We start from the raw sequence: 16,584 nt of genomic DNA on the forward strand, positions 1-16,584 counted from the left end.
TCTCAGGATCCGAACAGCCATTTATGGCTAAACTCTAGTGACTTACTCTGGTTTGGACGGACCAACCAGAGGAGAGCCATGATCCGCCCCACCCCACCGCGCCTGACCGCCATCGCCGCCGTTCTCTCGACCCTGCTCCTGGGGCTGACGGCGTGCGGCGGCGCCGATGCGTCCAGTGCTTCCAAGCTCGCCGCCGACGCGGCGCTCCCCGACCAGGTCCCGGAGGGGACCGTCCTGCGCCTCGGGCTCCCGCCGATCGAGGTCGCGCTGAAGACGTCCGGCCTGATCGACGAGGTCGAGGGCTACGAGATCGAGTGGGCCAACATCTCCGGGGGCCCGAAGAGCATCGAGGCGTTCCGCGCCGACGCGCTGGATGCGAGCTACGTCGCCGAGATCCCGCCGCTCTTCGCGACCTGGACCGACACCCCGGTCACGATCGTCGCGGTCACCGAGAACCCGGACCCGCTCGACAATCCGATCTACGAGCTCGGCATCGCGCCGAAGTCGAAGGTCGAGACGGTCGAGGACCTGAAAGGGAAGAAGATCGCCTACTCGCCCGGCCAGGCCCAGGGCGCGCTGGTCCTCAAGACGCTCAGGGCTGCCGGGCTCACCCAGAAGGATGTCGAGCTGGTCGAGATCCAGAGCGTCGACGACACCTTCTCCAACGCGCTGGCCTCCAACCAGGTCGACGTCGCCCCGCTCGGCGGGCCGCAGCTGACCTCCTATCTGGCCAAGTACGGTCGCGACGGTGCCACCTCGATCCGCACCGGCATCCGCGACGACTCGACCCTCATCTACGGGCCGGAGAAGACCTTCGAGGACGCCGGCAAGGCGGCCGCGTTCAAGGACTTCCTCGGGCTGTGGGTCAAGGCCGAGAAGTGGGTCGACGAGCACCCGGACGAGTGGATCCAGGCCTACTACGTCGACCACGAGGGGCTGACCTTCGAGGACGGCAAGAAGGTCTTCGAGACCTCCGGGCAGAACGTCATCCCGGAGAACTGGGACGACTTCATCGAGCGCCAGCAGGAGACCGCGGACATCCTCTCGGAGGAGCAGAACCATCCGAAGCTGAACGTCGCCGAGCTCTATGACCGCCGCTACGAGAAGGTCATCGCAGAGGCCGTGAAGGGCGGTCGGTGATGGCGACCACGGCAGTCGAGGCGCCGATCGTCGGCGTCGTCTCCGAGAAGATCACCGACAAGAGGGTCGTACGCCGACGGCTCGGCCCGGGGCCGCGGGTCCCCGGCACGCTGTGGATCGGGCCGATCCTGCTCCTGGGGCTGTGGTGCCTCGCCTCGGCGACGGGCGTGCTCGATCCGCGTACGTTGTCCGAGCCGTGGGTGGTCGTCGAGACCGCTCAGCGGCTGATCGCCGACGGGCGGCTTCCTGAGGCGCTCGCGACCTCGGCCTACCGGGCCGCGCTCGGGCTGGTGATCGGGGTCGGCGTCGGGCTGGCGCTGGCGCTGGTCTCCGGGCTCAGCCGGGTCGGGGAGGCGGTGATCGACGGTCCGGTGCAGGTCAAGCGGGCCATCCCGAGCCTGGCGCTGATGCCGCTGCTGATCCTGTGGCTGGGGATCGGGGAGCCGATGAAGGTGATCACGATCGCGCTCGGCGTACTCATCCCGATCTACATCCACACCCACAACGGGCTGCGTGGCATCGACAGCCGCTACGCGGAGCTCGCCGAGACCGTCAGCCTGGGGCGCGGCGCGTTCGTCCGGCATGTCGTGCTGCCAGGCGCGACGCCGGGCTTCCTGCTCGGGCTGCGGTTCGCGGTGCTCAACGCGCTGCTGTCGCTCGTGGTCGTCGAGCAGGTCAACGCGACCAGCGGTATCGGCCACATGATCACCCTCGCGTCCAGCTACGGCCAGACCGAGATCATCGTCGTCGGCCTGGTCGTCTACGCCCTGCTGGGCCTGGTCGCCGACGGCATCGTCCGCTTCACCGAGAGGAAGGCACTGGCATGGCGACGCACGCTGGAGAGTCACTGACGGCACCCGAAGGATCCGCCGTACGCGTCGAGGGGCTGCGCCGCAGCTTCTCCGAGGCGGGCGGGGTGCTCAACGGGCTCGACCTCACCATCGCCCGCGGCGAGTTCGTAGCGCTGATCGGGCGCTCGGGTTCGGGTAAGTCCACTCTGCTTCGGGCGCTGGCCGGCCTCGACCGCGCCGTCTCGGGCTCGGGTGTCGTGGAGGTGCCCGAGCGGGTCTCGGTCGTCTTCCAGGACTCCAGGCTGCTGCCGTGGCGGCGGGTGCTGGACAACGTGGTCCTGGGTCTGCCTGGTGCCGACGCCCGAGCCCGTGGTCTCGAGGCGCTCTCCGAGGTCGGCCTCGAGGGCCGCGACAAGGCCTGGCCGCACGAGCTCTCCGGTGGTGAGCAGCAGCGAGCGGCGCTGGCGCGGTCGCTGGTCCGCGACCCACAGCTGCTGCTCGCCGACGAGCCGTTCGGCGCCTTGGACGCGCTGACCCGGATCAAGATGCACAAGCTCCTCAAGAAGCTGTACGCCGCTCACAACCCCGCGATCCTGCTGGTCACCCACGACGTCGACGAGGCGATCGCGCTCGCCGACCGGGTGATCGTGCTGGTCGACGGCGTCGTCGGCTCCGACCTCCGGATCGACCTGGGCGCCAAGCGGAGCCCGGGCGACCCGCGGTTCGCGTCGCTGCGGGCCCAGCTGCTGGCCGAGCTCGGTGTGGTCGAGTCGGCTGAGGAGGAGGTGGCCTGATGGGTGCCCGACAGCTCCACTTCAACCTGTTCCTGCTCGACACCGGTCACCACGAGGCGTCCTGGCGGCTGCCTGCCTCGGACCCGCACGCCAACCTCTCGCTCTCGGCGCATCAGCATCTGGCGCGGGTGGCGGAGGAGGCCAAGTTCGACTCGCTGTTCCTCGCCGACTCCCCGGCCATGTTCGGTGAGCCGGGCCGTCGGCCGTCGGGGCGGATCGAGCCGACCGTGCTGCTGTCCGCGCTCGCGGTCTCCACGCAGCACATCGGCCTGATCGCCACCGCCTCGACGTCGTACAACGAGCCGTTCAATCTCGCCCGTCGGCTCGCCTCGGTGGACCACATCTCCGGCGGTCGGGCCGGGTGGAACATCGTCACGACCGCAGGGGACGCCGCAGCGCGCAACTTCGGTCTGGAGGGGCAGCCGCTGCACAAGACCCGCTACGAGCGGGCCTCTGAGTTCCTGGAGGTGGCGACCAAGCTCTGGGACAGCTGGGCCGACGACGCGATCGTGGCGGACAAGGACGCCGGGGTGCATGCGCTCGGTGACCGGATTCGGCCGATCTCTCATGTGGGGCCTCACTTCTCGGTGGAGGGCCCGCTCAACCTGGCCCGTCCGCCGCAGGGCCACCCGCTGCTCGTCCAGGCCGGCTCCTCCGACGACGGCAAGGAGTTCGCGGCCCGCTGGGCCGAGGCGATCTTCACCGCTCAGCCGACCTTGGCCGAGAGCCAGGCGTTCTATGCCGACATCAAGCGCCGGGTCGTGGCGGCCGGCCGCAACCCCGACCACGTACTGGTCCTCCCCGGCATCGTCCCGATCCTCGGCGAGACCGAAGCCGAGGCGCGTGAGCTCGAGGCCGAGCTCGACCGGCTGATCGCTCCGGAGTACGCCCTCGCCCAGCTCGCTCAGCTGCTCCGGGTCGATCCCTCGCGGCTGGACCTGGATGCGGAGCTGCCCGACGATCTGCCTTCGGAGGACTCCATCGAGGGTGCCAAGAGCCGCTACACCCTTGTCGTCGACTGGGCTCGTCGTGATCGACTGACGGTCCGTGAGCTGATCGGGAAACTGGGTGGTGGGCGTGGTCACCGCACCTTCACCGGGACCCCTGTCCAGGTTGCTGACACGATCCAGCACTATTTCGAGAACGGTGCTGCTGACGGGTTCAACATCATGCCTGCCGTGCTGCCCTCGGGCATCGAGGCGTTCACCGCGAAGGTCGTGCCGATCCTCCAGGAGCGAGGCCTGTTCCGCACCGAATACACCGGGGCAACCCTCCGGGATCACTACGGCCTACCGTGCCCCGCCAACCGCCTCGTCCCGGGTGTGACGGAGGTCGAGGCCGCCTCCTGAACCCCGCCGACTCGGCTCGTCCTGACCGACCTTCATGCCGAGTCGGCTCGTCATAACGCGCCGACTCGGCCTGTTCTGCGGTCAGGATGAGCCGACTCGGCGGGTCAGCGGACGACGTCGGGGGTGAGCAGGTCCTGGTTGTCCTCAGCCCAATCGCCCATCCGATCCTCACGGACAGCGCGCCACAGGTCGCGGTCGCGGGAGGGGTCGAGGCGTACGACTGACTGGTCGCCGACCATGCCGGTGCCGTCGGTGGGGACGGTCAGATAGCTGATGTCGTCGGTGCGCAGGTTGCGGAGGGAGGCGGCGAGCTTGGCCATCTGGGTGGTGGACCAGTCGTCGTCGACGGAGGCGTGCTTCGAGAAGAGGGCGAGGAGGTCGAGGACCTGGTCGGGGTTCTTGCGCAGCTCCTGCTCGAGGGTCTGCTTGAGGAGCGTGCGCAGGAAGGCCTGCTGGCGGGCTACGCGGTCGAGGTCACCATCCTGGAGACCGTAGCGCTGGCGTACGTAGAGGAGCGCCTGCTCGCCGTCCAGGTGGTGGCGGCCGGCCTCCCAGCGGACGTCGCGGGCGGAGTCGTAGACGGTCTTCGGGATGTCGATGTCGACGCCACCGATCGCATCGGTGAGGGCCTTGAAGCCGTCCCAGTCGATGACGGTGAGGTGGTCGATGCGTACGTCGGTCATCTTCTCGACGGTCTCGACCGTGAGGTTGGGGCCACCGAAGGAGTAGGCCCAGTTGACCTTGCCCTTGCCGTGGCCGGGGATGTCGACCCAGGAGTCGCGCGGGATCGAGATCACCGAGGCGGAGTCGCGGTCGCCGTCGATGTGGACGAGCAGCATGGTGTCGGAGCGTGCCTGGCCCGGCTCCCAGCCGGGCGCCTCGGCTCCGGTGGTGGGTGCGTCGGATCGGGTGTCGGTGCCGAGGACCAGGATGTTCATCGCGTCGGCGGCCGACCCGGAGGTGGGCTTGGCGGGCCGGTCGGTGAGGCCGGTGAACGTGTCGGGCAGCCGCTGGATGTTTCCCTCCACCTTCGCCTGGAGCCACAGGATCCCGGTCAGGGCCGCGGCGCAGAGCAGGAGAAGGCACACGAGCAGCCCGATCAACGGCTTGCGAGCCCGACGCCATCCGCGCGCGGGGGGCTCGTCCGCAGGCTCCGGCTGCGGCGGCACGGGCGGATGATCGAGGATGGCCACCTGAGTATGGGACCCGGGACTCCCTCCATATGGGGTCCAGATGCTCGCCATTCCTCAATTTGAGGCACCAGTCGGTAACGGCCGGTAACCAAAAATAGGTAGGCGATCCGTCCCCCGGGCTGAGTGAGTAAAGTCCCTTTGCCGTACGGCGCTGTTCATGTCGGACCTTCGGGTCCACGCGTGTTTCATGCCGCCTGGCTGCGTCTTGGGAGGGCGCGGCACGACGAGGATGACCAGGGGAGAGCTGTGTCGATGTCAAGAGTCGGTCGGGATGAACGTGCCCGGCTGCACGAGGCTGCCTCCGCGCTGGCCGGGATCCGGGCGGCGACCACGCTGCTCAACTCGCCCGGCGCGATCGGTGACGACCGGCGGGCAGCGATGACGGCGATGGTGCAGAGCGAGCTGGAGCGGCTCGAGCGGATGGTCCGCCGGCAGCAGGATGCCGCGAGGGCGGAGATCCCGGAGCCGGGGGCCGATGAGATGCGGGCCGGTGAGATGCGGGCCGGTGAGATGCGGGCCGAGGTGATCGACGTCGACTCCGTGGTGGCCACGATGGTGCTCGCCCACGAGGCCAAGGGCACCGACGTGGTGTGGCGCCCCAGCAGGATGCTGGCGCTAGGCGACTCCGACCAGCTGACCGAGGCGCTCAACGTGCTCCTCGACAACGCTGCCGCCCACGGGAGCGGATCGGTCCGGATCGAGGTACGTGCCGCCGAGCCGACGAGCACCTCGGTGGAGATCGCGGTCACCGACGACGGGCCGGGGGTCGCGCCCGAGCTGCGCCGTCGGATCTTCGCGTGGGGAGTCAGCCGACCAGGGTCGACGGGCCAAGGCATCGGCCTGCACGCCGCGCGAGACCTGATGGAACGCCAGGGCGGCTACCTCGAGCTGGTCGAGGCGAGCGAGCGCACCACCTTCGTCCTCGGCATCCCGATGCTCGGCTGTGCCGATGGCAGGGCAGGCGACGGGGCCGACCAGCACGACACCCCGACCCGGGGAGGTCGCCGTGGTGTCGCCGCGTAAGAGGGTGAAGGTGGTCATCGTCGAGGACCACACCCTGTTCGCCGAGTCTCTCGAGCTGGCCCTCACCTTCGAGGGCTACGACGCCCACCGCGTCGACCTGCCCGAGGAGCCGCCCTCGGAGGCCAAGCTCACCTCGCTGATCATGAGGTCCCAGCCGCGGATCGTCCTGCTCGACCTCGACCTGGGCCAGCACGGTTCGGGCGTACGCCTCATCGCGCCGCTCGCCCGGGCGGGGGCCGACGTCGTCGTGGTGACGGGCTCGACCGACGAGACCCGCTGGGGGCACGCCCTCCACGTCGGGGCTCGCACGGTCCTGTCCAAGACGGTGCCGCTCGGCGAGATCCTGGGCACCGTACGCAGGCTCAACTACGGTCACAGCGTGCTCGACGTCGACGACCGCGAGCGCCTGATCCGGGCGTGGGCGGGGCAGGAGCAGGGCATCATCGAGATCCGTCGCAGGCTCGCCCAGCTCTCCCCGCGGGAGTCGCAGGTGCTCGAGCACCTGATGGAGGGCTTCACGGTCGGCGACATCGCCAAGCTCCGCGTCGTGTCCGAGGCGACGGTGCGCACCCAGGTGAAGTCGATCCTCGCCAAGCTCGGCGTCTCCTCGCAGATCGCGGCGGTCAGCATCGCCCACAAGGCCGAGTGGCGGGCCGCCTGACCCTGGGTCGATCGGCTCGTCAGACCGCGACCAGGCCGTCGTCCTCGCTCGTCCCGCGCAGGACGTAGAGCGTGCCCGTCTTCGGGCAGCGCCAGGCATCTCCCTGGGCGACCAGCGGCGCCCCCGCGTGCCCGACCCAGCCCATCCGCTGCGCCGGGACCCCGACGACCAGCGCGTGGTCGGGTACGTCGCGGGTGACCACGGCGCCTGCCGCGACCATCGCCCAGGCGCCGATGGTGACCGGCGCAATACAGACGGCCCGGGCGCCGATGCTGGCGCCGGTGCGTACGGTCACGCCGACGGCTTCCCAGTCCTCGCCGTCCTTGAGGGTGCCGTCCGGGTTGACGGCGCGGGGGAGGTAGTCGTTGGTGAACACCACCGCCGGCCCGACGAACGCGCCGTCCTCGAGCACCGCCGGCTCGTAGACCAGCGCATGGTTCTGGATCTTGCAGCGGTCTCCCACCACGACGCCGGGACCGACGTACGCCCCGCGGCCGATGATGCACTCGCTGCCGACCCGGGCGTGCTCGCGGACCTGGGCCAGGTGCCACACGAGGGTCCCGGCGCCGATCGTGGCGCGGGCGTCGACATCCGCACTGGGCTCGATCCGAGTCTCGGAGCCGGTCTTCTCGAGGGTCATCCCCCTAGCAAACCGGGACTCGGACGGCGGGTGGGACAGACCCGGGATGGAGTACCCGATTCAGCGTAGAACCGCGGGCGAGGCCGCCTCCGGGACGAGCACGCGCGGGGTCGCGGAGGCCGTGGTGTCGAGCGCCCAGACGTCGCTGACGGGCTCGCCCTCGCGCTCCAGGCCGTAGAGGACGGTGTCGTCGTCGAGCCACTCGATCTGGTCGTCGATGCTGTGGGTCTCACCGGCGAGCACGGTGCGCCGGCCGGTGGCGAGGTCGAGGACCGCGGGAGTCCACCGGGTGCCGTCCTTGTCGGCCTCCTTGAACGCGATCCGGGTGCCGTCGGGGGAGAGGGACGGGCACTCGACGTGGTCGGCGATGGTCGTCAGCGAGCGTTCGGTGAGGTCGCCGCGGGCGAGGTAGGTCCGCCCGCCCGTGGCGACCGTGGCGTAGAAGGTGCGGTCGTCGTCGGCGAAGGTGATGCCCCAGATGTTGCGGTCGACCGGGGAGACCTTGCGGCCGTCGACGACCAGCCTGAACTTCTCCAGATCTCCGTAGCTCGCCCCACCGATCCGGCGGATCAGGGTGCGCGTCGAGAAGCCGCTGACCATGTAGGAGTCGCCGTTGACGAACACCGTCGAGGAGACCAGCTGCCCGTCCGGCGAGATCCGGGTGCGGCTGGGCAGCCCCGGCAGGTCGGTCCCGTCGACCTCTCGCCAGGCCTTCCCCGGGTCCGAGGTCGCCAGGTCGGTCGCGCGGTAGCGGCTCACCACGCCCCGCTCGGTCGTCAGGCACGAGACCGAGCGCACCTGCGCGTAGACCCGGTCGCAGCTCAGGTCGGTGAGCGCTCGGGCGCCGCCGGGGTCGGCCAGCGCCACGGCGCCGACGTGGCCGTAGTCGGCGTCGCGTCCGGTGTGCCGGAAGAGGATCCTGGGCCCCTTCTCGATCTGCGTCAGGGAGGTCGTCGTCGCGTCGGTCGCCCGGGACGTACGCCGGTCGTTCTCCGCGATCGCGGAGAGGGCGTACGCCGTCACACCGGCCGTGACGAGCACGACGATCGCACCGAAGATCGCCGTGCGCTGCTTGACCCAGAACGTCGTCATCGCACCGCCCTGCGCATCACCGCGAGCCCGGCCGGGATCGCGGCGAGCAGCACCACGCAGACCGCGAGCATCGCGACCCGGGGGCCGACGGCGTACCAGAGCAGGCCGAAGCCGGTCGCCGCGACGAGGCGAGCCAGCGCGACGGCGGTCTGGGCGGTGGCGATACCGCTGGCGCGTACGGTCTCGGGGACCAGCTGCCCGGCGACGGCGGCCAGGGTGCCGTCGGTCGCGGCGTAGAAGACGCCGAGGAGGAGCACCGCGGCGCACGTCGTCCAGAGCGCGCCGGACCCGGTCGCGGCGCACAGGTAGGCCGCTGCGAGCGGAAGGTGGCCGAGCACGAGGACCCGGACCCGCCCGACCCGGTCCGCGAGCCGGCCCAGCGGGACGGCCAGGGCGAGGTAGGCGAGGTTGGTCCCGACGTAGAGGACCGGGAACCACTGCGCCGCGAAGCCGCCGGTCTCCAGCAGCGCCAGGTAGACGAACCCGTCACCGATGGTGAGCAGGGCGAGTACGGCGGACACCCCGGTCACCCGCGCGAGACCGGGCGTGAGCACGGTGCGCCAACGCACCTTGGGGCGCGGCTCGCTGCGACGAGGAGCGGTCCGGCGGACGGCGCCGGTGCGGAACGGCACGAAGCAAGCCATCGTCGCCACCCCGAGCACCGCGAAGCCGAGCGAGACGACCAGCACGGTGTCGTAGCCGTCGGCGATCCGCCACAGGATCACGAACGCCAGCAGCGGCCCCAGCGTCGCCCCGATCGTGTCCAGCGCCCGGTGGGCGCCGAAGCTGCGGCCGAGGTGCGCCGGGTCGCTGGAGGCGGCGATCATCGCGTCGCGCGGAGCCGTGCGTACGCCCTTGCCGACCCGGTCCAGCGAGATCGCCGCCGAGATCGTCCCGAAGCCACCGGCGAAGATCAGGCCGAGCCGCGCGACCGCGCTCATCGCGTAGCCGGCCAGCGCCACAGGCTGCGGCCGGTCGGTGCGGTCGGCCGCCCACCCGGCCGCGATCCGCACCAGCGAGGAGACGCCCTGGTAGAGCCCGTCGATGAGCCCGTAGGCCACCGGAGAGAGCCCGACCACCGCGGTCAGGTAGAGCGGCAGGATCGCCGAGACCGACTCCGAGGAGATGTCGGTCAGCAGGCTGACGATGCCGAGGGTGACGACCGTCCGGGAGACCCGCCCGCCGGTCTGCCGCGGCTCGGCACTCGAGGTGGGACGGTCGCTGAGAGACAGGTACACCGGCTCAGGTCTTCGTGTGGAGGACGGAGTAGAGGGTGAAGTCGACGTTGCGGCGGCCGGTGTGGGTGACCGTGACGCTCACCGTCTCGTCGCCTCGGTGCATCGACATCGCGGGAGTGTTCTCGACCGATGTGGTCGTGACCTCCTTGAAGCCGTGCTGCGCGAGGCGGGTCCGGAAGTGCCGCAGTACGTCGCAGGGTTTCCGGCAGCTCGCGGTCAGTGCAACCTGGAGCGCGTCCTTGGTGGGCGAGACGCTGGAGACGTCGACCGTGGTGCGCGACGGGGGTTCGAGCGCTGCCGGGTAGCCGGCCACGAGCGTGCCCTTGCGGACCGCCTGCTTGGGCAGCGGCTCCGAGATCAGCGCCGCCGTCTTCGTACGCGGCTTCTCGGTGAGTCCGGGCAGGCCCGACTCGCTCGGCGTCGAGGCCGCCTCCGGCAGCGCCTCGGTCGCGGGCTCGGGATCCGACTTCCGGCCGGACCCCGATCCGGCGCTCGCATCCGAGCTGGCTTCGGCTCCCGGCGAGCCGGACGGGGACGCCGAGGTCGAGCCTCCACCGTCGTTGCCGGACGAGGAGTCGGCGAAGCGCCCCGGCATCCAGAAGATCGCGACGCCGACGAGCACGCCGAGCAGCACGAACATGAGGAGGCGCTTGAGGTTCACGGGACCAGTCGACGCGTAGCGGAGTCGAGTCGGGACCGATGGGTGGGTCGCGTACTCAATTTCAGGCAGCCTGCCGAGTGGCCCACCGCCGGTCGAGGTGAGGCATGCGACGTTGCCGTAGCCGGGAACGGTCCCGGCCCAAGCATCCCGGGGGACGGGCCACGTTGAACACAGCCGACTTTCTTCTCGAGCACGCGCCCGAGGATTCGATCGCGCTCGCCGAAGCGGGTCGCGAGTACACCTTCGAAGAGCTGCGAGCCAGCGTGTCCGTGCTCATGGGACGGCTCTCCGTGCTCGGTCTGAATCCGGGCACGCCGGTCGGGATCATGGCGCCCAACGGGCTGTTCTGGACCTCGGCCTATCTCGCGGCTCTCCGGATGGGGCTGATCGTGGTGCCGCTGGCCGTCACGCTGCCGACCGAGGAGGTGGTGGCCCGGGCGCGCTGGGTCGGCGCCGACGCGCTGCTGGTGGGCCGCGCTCAGGCCGAGGCGCTGAGGCTGAGCCTGCCCCGGAGCCTCCCGGTCGTGGTGGAGCGGAAGGAGCGGCTGGTCCCGAAGCAGCGATCGACGCCGGTCGAGCTGTCCGACGCGGTCGAGGTCGACCCGGACCAGGACGCGCTCTACATGTTCACCTCCGGCACCACCGGTGACCCCCGCGCGGTGCGGATCACCCACCGCAACATCCAGGCGAACACGACCTCGATCCTCGGCTACCTCGGCATCACGTCCGAGGACCGGATGCTGGTCGTGCTGCCGTTCACCTACGTCTTCGGGCTCTCGCTCCTGCACACCCATCTGCGCGCCGGTGCCGCGATGATCATCCAGCCGACGTTCGTCTTCCCGCAGGCGGTGGTGGACCGGATGGCGTCCGCACGCTGCACCGGCTTCGCCGGTGTGCCGTCGACCTTCGGGATGCTGCTGCGCAACAGCACCTTCGGGAGCACGGCGCTGCCGTCGCTGCGGACGATCCAGCAGGCCGGCGGCCGACTGGCCCCCGCTCTGGTGGAGCAGATGGCGCGGGCCCAGCCGCAGGCGCGGGTCTTCGTGATGTACGGCGCGACCGAGGCCACCGCGCGGCTCTCCTACCTCCCGCCGGAGCAGGTCTCCCTGCGGCCGGGATCGATCGGCCGAGGCATCCCGGGCGTGGACCTGCGCGTGCTCGACCGCGACGGGGTGCACGTCGCCCCCGGCGAGGTCGGCGAGATCTGGGCCAGCGGCGCGAACATCTCGCCCGGCTATCTCGACGACCCCGAGGCGACGGCCCGCAAGATGCCCGGCGGGATGCTGCGTACGGGAGATCTGGCGAAGGTCGACGAGGACGGCTACATCTACGTGGTCGACCGGGTCGAGGACTTCATCAAGTCGTGGGGGCACCGGATCGCGAGCCAGGACGTCGAGTCCGCGGCTCTCTATCTGCCGGACGTGGTGGCGGCGGCCGCGGTCGGGCTCCCGGACGACGCCGCCGGCGAGCGGGTCGAGCTGGTGGTGGTGCGGCGGCGCGGATCGCTGCTGCGCGGCGCCGACGTGATCGCGCACTGTCGCGAGCGACTCTCGAAGCACATGGTGCCCGAGGTCGTCCGCTTCGTCGACGCGCTGCCGCTGAACGCGAACGGAAAGGTCATCAAGCGCGACGTCCGCGCGATGTGTCTACGGCTGGCCCAGGAGCCGGCCGAGGGACAGGACGACGACGTCGATGATGCGGATGATGCCGGTTTCGAAGGGGTCAAGGTGGGTTGAGGATGGCGAGGAGAAGGGTGTCCGGTTCGGTGAAGCTGCTGGCCGGAGTGTTGGCAGGAGTGATGGTGGTCACGGTCGCACTGGCTGGGGCATGGTTGCTGAGGAGTCCAGGGATGAACGAGCAGGTCGCGATCGCGGAGCCCAGCGAGTCCGAGCTGCAGGTCGTGGGGGAGACCACGGTGCTCTTCGGGCACAACTCCGTCGGGATGAACATCCTCGACGGGGTCTCGAAGGTGTACGCAGATGCCTCGATGCCGGCGCCGGCCATGGCCGATGTGACTGGCCCCGAGATCTCCGGTGCCAGCCTGACTGATGCGGAGGCTGCGACGATGCGGCATGCCTACATCGGGGTGAACGAGGATCCGCTCAGCAAGTTCGCCGCGTTCACGAAGCTGGTGGACAGCCCTGCCGGGAAGGACGTCGACGTGGCGCTGATGAAGCTCTGCTACGTCGACATCACCGCCTCCACCGATGTGCAGGCCGTCTTCGACGCCTATGTGTCGACGATGGACGAGGTCGAGGCAGCCCATCCCGACGTACGTTTCCTCTACACGACCGTGCCGCTCACCGCCGACCGCAACTGGAAGTCCAAGGTCAAGGCGGCCCTGGGCCGCGACGACGAGATGGGGCCGGCCGACAACATCGCCCGGGAGCGCTACAACGCGATGATCCGGGAGAAGTACGGCGCCACCGGCCGCCTCGTCGACATCGCCGCCGCCGAGGCCGACGGCACCGGGGAGCGCAGCCAGGACGGCACCACCTACTACGTGCTCAACAAGAACCTGACCTTCGACCGCGGTCATCTCAACGAGACCGGCTCGGAGGCCGTCGCCGCCGAGCTGCTCAAGATGGTGGCGACCCACAGTCCGGTCGCCTGAGGTGCTGACACAGGGCGATGAGCGTGCGATGAGCCTGCAGGGGGTCGGGATCGACGTCGCCGACATCAGGCGCTTCGCTCGGCTCCTGGCGATGCGTGGTTCCGGATTCGCGGTGCGCTGGTTCACCGACGCCGAGATCGCCCAGTGCATGGCCGCCACGACCCCCGCCACGGCCTTCGCGATGCGGTACGCCGCCAAGGAGGCCGTCTGGAAGGCCCTCGGTCCCGGCGAATGGTCCGGGCCGCTGCCGTGGCGCGGGATCATCGTGCTCGAGGATGCTCCTGGGTCGCTCTCGGTCTCTCTCGACGGCCCCGCGGCCGATCTCGCGGCTCTCGCCGGGGTCACCACGGTCCGCGTCGCCACCGTCCCCGGGCCTCGGATGGCCATTGCCACCGCCGTCGCTGAAGGCACCCCGATGCGAGGTGACGATGCCTGACCTCCGACTCGACCACATCGGCATTCAGGTCCGCGATCTGCTCCGCACCGCCGAGGCCTTCGAGCGGCTCTTCGGCTACCGCCGCGTCACGGATCCGGTCGTCAACACCCGTCACGGGGTCCGTGGGGTATTCCTGGAGAAGCCTGACTCGATCGCCATCAAGCTCATCACTCCGGTGACTCCTGGGCCGCATGCGTACGGTCTCCATCACCTGGCCTTCATGGCACCTGATCTCGAATCGACTCTGGTCGAACTCGGGGTCGCTGGGGCTCGTACGCTCAGTCCGCCTCAGCCTGGGGAGATGTTCGACGACGAGCTCATCGCATTCGTCCGGGCTGCTGGGATCAATGTCGAGCTCATCACTACTGATCGGCGTCGGGCTCGGATCCGCTGAGGTTCTTTCGGGGTTGGGGTGGGCCGCCGACCCGTTTTCGAGGGTCTTCTCGACGAACCCCGGAGTCAAGGACGGCCTGCGGCCGCCGGCTTCGCCGGCCGCTGCGCGGTCCTTGACACCGGGGCCCGTCGAGAAAGATTTTGGCTGGCTATCGGGGCGGCGGCCCGGGTGTGGCGCAGCGGAATCTTGCTTGGGACGGGTGAGGTTGATGGGGCGGAAGGGTGGCCCTTCGGGCCACTTACCATCCACAAGAACGAGGTCGTTCGCTCACCGCGAAAACAGGGTTTGACCTGGGAAAATTATTGGCTCCAGAGCGCGTGAAGGCCTAGAATCGGATCCATCACAGCACACCTCTGAGAGAGGAACGGCGATGAGTCTCGGCCGCGACATCGACCACTGGGGCACCAACCCCGGCGATGCGATCGACGCTGCCCTGCAGGCCATCGAGACCGCCCTCCACGACCTCCTCGCGACCGATCCCGCCTACTGGCGCACGGAGCAGAAGAAGGACCTGCTGGCACGGTTGGAGAAGCTCCAGGCCCAACAAGCGGCATTGAAGCTGCGAGTCCTTGCTGCGGCCGGTGATATTGCTGAGGAGACCGGTGCGAAAGACGCCTCCGGGTGGATGCGCACCGACCTCCTCGTTGACAAGGCCGTGGCTCGCTCCCAGGTGAAACTCGCGGCGGCGGTGGCCAAGTACGACCTCGTCGCTGCCGGCCTCGCTGAGGGTGTGGTGTCCCAGGACAAGGCCCGGGTGATCACCCAAGCCCTTGACAAGATCGAGGCCGACCCGGTCGCCAGCGCCGAGGACCTGGTGTTGGCCGAGAAGCTGCTGGTCGACTACGCCGGTCGCCTGACCGCCAACGAGCTCCGGATCGTCGGACGACGGATCCTGCGCGAGATCGACCCGGCCCGGTTTGAGGACGCCGAAGCCAAAGCATTGTTGGCTGAGGAGGAACGTGCCCAGCAGAGGACCGCGCTACGGGTCTGGGACAACCACGACGGCACCGTCGGCTTCGACGGCGTCCTGCCGACCTCGATCGGGATGCGGTTCAAGCGGCTGGTCGAGGCCTACGCCCAGCCCCGCAAACAACAGTTGATCGGCAAGGGTGCTCCGTTGCCGCCGTGGGAACGGCTGATGGGCCAAGGCTTCGCCCGGCTCCTCGAGACCATCGACCCAGCCTCCCTGCCCCGTCACGGTGGCGACGCGACCACCATCAACGTGGTCATCAGCCTCGAGGAGCTCCGCAAGGACCTCGGGATCGCGACCCTGGGTTATGACGAGACCAACGGCACCACCATCAGCGCGGCGGAGGCCAGGCGGATGGCGTGCAACGCGACCATCATCCCCTGGGTGTTGGGTGGCGACAGTGAGGTCCTCGACGCTGGCCGGGGCAGCCGGTTCTTCCAGCCGATCCAGCGCAAGGCGCTGCGGTTGCAGCAGAAGTGTTGCCAGGCCGAGGGTTGTGACATGCCACCGGAGTGGTGCGACGCCCATCACCTCGACCCCTGGGCCGCCGGCGGAAAGACCGATCTCAAGGACGGGGCGCTGCTCTGCCCGCATCATCACCGCCTGGCCCACAACGCGGCCTACGTCCATGAGCGACTACCCGACGGCACCATCAGGTTCACCCGCCGCCCCTAACCGACTGGGCGAGGAACCACTTCACCGGGTCCCGGCCGCGAGGCGAGAACCCCAACCGTCGACCGGTGTCAGCTCTTGCTGAAGGCGCCTGTCCCGGTGCGCAAGTGAGCGTTCCGGCCACGTTTCTCGACTCCACGCCCGCCGCTCCCCACCGGCGAGGACACTTCCCCACTCCAGTGGAGGTTCCCCACGTTCCGGAGCATGGGGAACCTCCATGCCCGTGGGGATCTCTCCGGATCAGTGGGGAACTGATGACCTGCCTTGACCGAACCCGACCCGGGCAGAGCCGACGGCAACCTTGTGAACGGTTGACGAGGTCACGCCCACTGCCGTAGTCACCCCACGAGACACGATCCCCCGGCGCACGACCAGCCACAGCCCCCAAGCCGGCACTCAACTGAATCCGCTGCGCCAGACCCTGCCGCCGACCCGATAGCCAGCCAAAATTCTCGGCGGAGCCCGGTGTCAAGGACCGCGAAGCGGCCGGCGAAGCCGGCGGCCGAAGGCCGTCCTTGACTCCGGGGTTCGGCGAGAACACCCTCCGTAACGGGTCGGCGGCCGGTGCCTCATGCGGCTTCAGTCCTCCGTAGAACCCTTCCGACGCCCCCTTCGAATCTCGGTGTCGAGAGCGTCGAGGTGCTGGGTCCAGAAGCGGCGGAAGGGGGTGAGCCAGGCGTCGACCTCGGCCATGGGGCCGGTGTCGATGGAGTAGATGCGGCGGGTGCCGACGGGGCGTACGTTGGCGAAGCCGTGCTCGCGCAGGACCTTGAGCTGCATGGAGACGGCGGGCTGGCGGATGCCGAACTCCGCCGAGATGGTCTCGACGATCTCGCCGGAGGTGAGGTCGTCGTCGGCGAGGAGCTCGAGGATGCGGCGGCGTACGGGGTCGCCGAGGACGTCGAAGGCGTGCAAG

At 69.6% G+C, this 16,584-nt stretch carries 17 protein-coding genes; 11 read left to right on the forward strand and 6 right to left on the reverse strand.

Annotated features, from left to right (window positions below; translation table 11 throughout):
* The first annotated feature begins 78 nt into the window (after nt 1-78).
* Genes ACIO3S_RS06975 through ACIO3S_RS06990 form a run of 4 tightly spaced genes read left to right on the forward strand, consistent with a single transcriptional unit; the run spans nt 79 to nt 4,074 of the window.
* Nucleotides 79-1,140: an ABC transporter substrate-binding protein gene (locus ACIO3S_RS06975; protein ID WP_400460874.1), complete on the forward strand. Its 1,062-nt coding sequence runs from the start codon at nt 79-81 to the stop codon at nt 1,138-1,140.
* Nucleotides 1,140-1,991: an ABC transporter permease gene (locus ACIO3S_RS06980; protein WP_400460876.1), complete on the forward strand. Its 852-nt coding sequence runs from the start codon at nt 1,140-1,142 to the stop codon at nt 1,989-1,991. Before ACIO3S_RS06975 ends, ACIO3S_RS06980 begins: the two co-directional genes overlap by 1 nt.
* Nucleotides 1,964-2,725, forward strand: a complete 762-nt coding sequence (locus ACIO3S_RS06985) for an ABC transporter ATP-binding protein (RefSeq protein ID WP_400460878.1) — start codon at nt 1,964-1,966, stop codon at nt 2,723-2,725. The genes ACIO3S_RS06980 and ACIO3S_RS06985 overlap by 28 nt, the downstream gene beginning before the upstream one ends.
* Nucleotides 2,725-4,074, forward strand: coding sequence for an LLM class flavin-dependent oxidoreductase (locus ACIO3S_RS06990; RefSeq protein WP_400460880.1), 1,350 nt, complete (start codon nt 2,725-2,727; stop codon nt 4,072-4,074). The genes ACIO3S_RS06985 and ACIO3S_RS06990 overlap by 1 nt, the downstream gene beginning before the upstream one ends.
* A gap of 104 nt (nt 4,075-4,178) precedes the next feature.
* On the opposite strand, the gene ACIO3S_RS06995 is transcribed toward ACIO3S_RS06990, so the two are convergent.
* On the reverse strand, nt 4,179-5,267 hold the full coding sequence (locus tag ACIO3S_RS06995) for an LCP family protein (protein WP_400460882.1): 1,089 nt from the start codon (nt 5,265-5,267) through the stop codon (nt 4,179-4,181).
* 252 nt (nt 5,268-5,519) lie between these two features.
* On the opposite strand from ACIO3S_RS06995, the gene ACIO3S_RS07000 reads away from it, so the two are divergent.
* Both ACIO3S_RS07000 and ACIO3S_RS07005 read left to right on the forward strand, forming a co-directional pair.
* Nucleotides 5,520-6,290, forward strand: a complete 771-nt coding sequence (locus ACIO3S_RS07000) for a sensor histidine kinase (protein ID WP_400460884.1) — start codon at nt 5,520-5,522, stop codon at nt 6,288-6,290.
* Entirely contained in the window at nt 6,277-6,951 is a 675-nt protein-coding gene (locus tag ACIO3S_RS07005; protein WP_400460886.1) for a LuxR C-terminal-related transcriptional regulator, read from the forward strand. Before ACIO3S_RS07000 ends, ACIO3S_RS07005 begins: the two co-directional genes overlap by 14 nt.
* A gap of 19 nt (nt 6,952-6,970) precedes the next feature.
* Here ACIO3S_RS07005 and ACIO3S_RS07010 read toward each other — a convergent pair whose 3' ends face one another.
* Genes ACIO3S_RS07010 through ACIO3S_RS07025 form a run of 4 tightly spaced genes read right to left on the reverse strand, consistent with a single transcriptional unit; the run spans nt 6,971 to nt 10,582 of the window.
* Nucleotides 6,971-7,591 carry a DapH/DapD/GlmU-related protein gene (locus tag ACIO3S_RS07010; RefSeq protein WP_400460888.1) on the reverse strand — a complete coding sequence of 207 codons (621 nt, stop codon included), beginning with the start codon at nt 7,589-7,591 and terminating at the stop codon, nt 6,971-6,973.
* Between the two features lie 60 nt (nt 7,592-7,651).
* Entirely contained in the window at nt 7,652-8,683 is a 1,032-nt protein-coding gene (locus tag ACIO3S_RS07015; RefSeq protein WP_400460890.1) for a hypothetical protein, read from the reverse strand.
* Nucleotides 8,680-9,921, reverse strand: coding sequence for an MFS transporter (locus ACIO3S_RS07020; RefSeq protein WP_400460892.1), 1,242 nt, complete (start codon nt 9,919-9,921; stop codon nt 8,680-8,682). The genes ACIO3S_RS07015 and ACIO3S_RS07020 overlap by 4 nt, the downstream gene beginning before the upstream one ends.
* A gap of 4 nt (nt 9,922-9,925) precedes the next feature.
* Nucleotides 9,926-10,582: a hypothetical protein gene (locus tag ACIO3S_RS07025; protein WP_400460894.1), complete on the reverse strand. Its 657-nt coding sequence runs from the start codon at nt 10,580-10,582 to the stop codon at nt 9,926-9,928.
* Nucleotides 10,583-10,746: 164 nt separating this feature from the next.
* Between ACIO3S_RS07025 and ACIO3S_RS07030 the strand changes: the two genes are divergently transcribed.
* The 5 genes from ACIO3S_RS07030 (at nt 10,747) to ACIO3S_RS07050 (ending at nt 15,671) form a co-directional block, all read left to right on the forward strand.
* Nucleotides 10,747-12,318 (forward strand): class I adenylate-forming enzyme family protein, encoded by a 1,572-nt coding sequence (locus ACIO3S_RS07030; RefSeq protein WP_400460896.1) that lies wholly within the window; start codon nt 10,747-10,749, stop codon nt 12,316-12,318.
* A 113-nt stretch (nt 12,319-12,431) separates the two neighbouring features.
* On the forward strand, nt 12,432-13,196 hold the full coding sequence (locus tag ACIO3S_RS07035) for an SGNH/GDSL hydrolase family protein (protein ID WP_400460898.1): 765 nt from the start codon (nt 12,432-12,434) through the stop codon (nt 13,194-13,196).
* 28 nt (nt 13,197-13,224) lie between these two features.
* Complete coding sequence (locus tag ACIO3S_RS07040; RefSeq protein WP_400460900.1) at nt 13,225-13,632, forward strand: holo-ACP synthase; 408 nt, start codon at nt 13,225-13,227, stop codon at nt 13,630-13,632.
* A complete protein-coding gene (locus ACIO3S_RS07045; protein WP_400460902.1) occupies nt 13,625-14,026 on the forward strand; it encodes a VOC family protein in 402 nt (133 codons plus the stop codon). Before ACIO3S_RS07040 ends, ACIO3S_RS07045 begins: the two co-directional genes overlap by 8 nt.
* Nucleotides 14,027-14,396: 370 nt before the next feature.
* The gene (locus ACIO3S_RS07050) at nt 14,397-15,671 is read left to right on the forward strand and encodes a DUF222 domain-containing protein (protein ID WP_400460904.1); all 1,275 of its coding nucleotides are present in this window, start codon (nt 14,397-14,399) and stop codon (nt 15,669-15,671) included.
* 576 nt (nt 15,672-16,247) lie between these two features.
* Here the strand turns inward: ACIO3S_RS07050 and ACIO3S_RS07055 are convergent.
* On the reverse strand, nt 16,248-16,583 hold the full coding sequence (locus ACIO3S_RS07055) for an ArsR/SmtB family transcription factor (protein WP_400460906.1): 336 nt from the start codon (nt 16,581-16,583) through the stop codon (nt 16,248-16,250).
* Nucleotide 16,584: the final 1 nt, after the last annotated feature.

Origin of the sequence: Nocardioides sp. NPDC087217 (assembly GCF_044744805.1) — a bacterium.
Classification (GTDB): Bacteria; Actinomycetota; Actinomycetes; order Propionibacteriales; family Nocardioidaceae; genus Nocardioides.

Excerpts from the sequence above, each read along its gene's own strand:
- ACIO3S_RS06975 (WP_400460874.1), top strand. The coding sequence starts at position 79 with ATGATCCGCCCCACCCCACCGCGCCTGACCGCCATCGCCGCCGTTCTC.
- ACIO3S_RS06980 (WP_400460876.1), top strand. The coding sequence starts at position 1,140 with ATGGCGACCACGGCAGTCGAGGCGCCGATCGTCGGCGTCGTCTCCGAG.
- ACIO3S_RS06985 (WP_400460878.1), top strand. The coding sequence starts at position 1,964 with ATGGCGACGCACGCTGGAGAGTCACTGACGGCACCCGAAGGATCCGCC.
- ACIO3S_RS06990 (WP_400460880.1), top strand. The coding sequence starts at position 2,725 with ATGGGTGCCCGACAGCTCCACTTCAACCTGTTCCTGCTCGACACCGGT.
- ACIO3S_RS07000 (WP_400460884.1), top strand. The coding sequence starts at position 5,520 with ATGTCAAGAGTCGGTCGGGATGAACGTGCCCGGCTGCACGAGGCTGCC.
- ACIO3S_RS07010 (WP_400460888.1), bottom strand. The coding sequence starts at position 7,591 with ATGACCCTCGAGAAGACCGGCTCCGAGACTCGGATCGAGCCCAGTGCG.
- ACIO3S_RS07015 (WP_400460890.1), bottom strand. The coding sequence starts at position 8,683 with ATGACGACGTTCTGGGTCAAGCAGCGCACGGCGATCTTCGGTGCGATC.
- ACIO3S_RS07035 (WP_400460898.1), top strand. The coding sequence starts at position 12,432 with ATGAACGAGCAGGTCGCGATCGCGGAGCCCAGCGAGTCCGAGCTGCAG.
- ACIO3S_RS07040 (WP_400460900.1), top strand. The coding sequence starts at position 13,225 with ATGAGCCTGCAGGGGGTCGGGATCGACGTCGCCGACATCAGGCGCTTC.
- ACIO3S_RS07045 (WP_400460902.1), top strand. The coding sequence starts at position 13,625 with ATGCCTGACCTCCGACTCGACCACATCGGCATTCAGGTCCGCGATCTG.
- ACIO3S_RS07050 (WP_400460904.1), top strand. The coding sequence starts at position 14,397 with ATGAGTCTCGGCCGCGACATCGACCACTGGGGCACCAACCCCGGCGAT.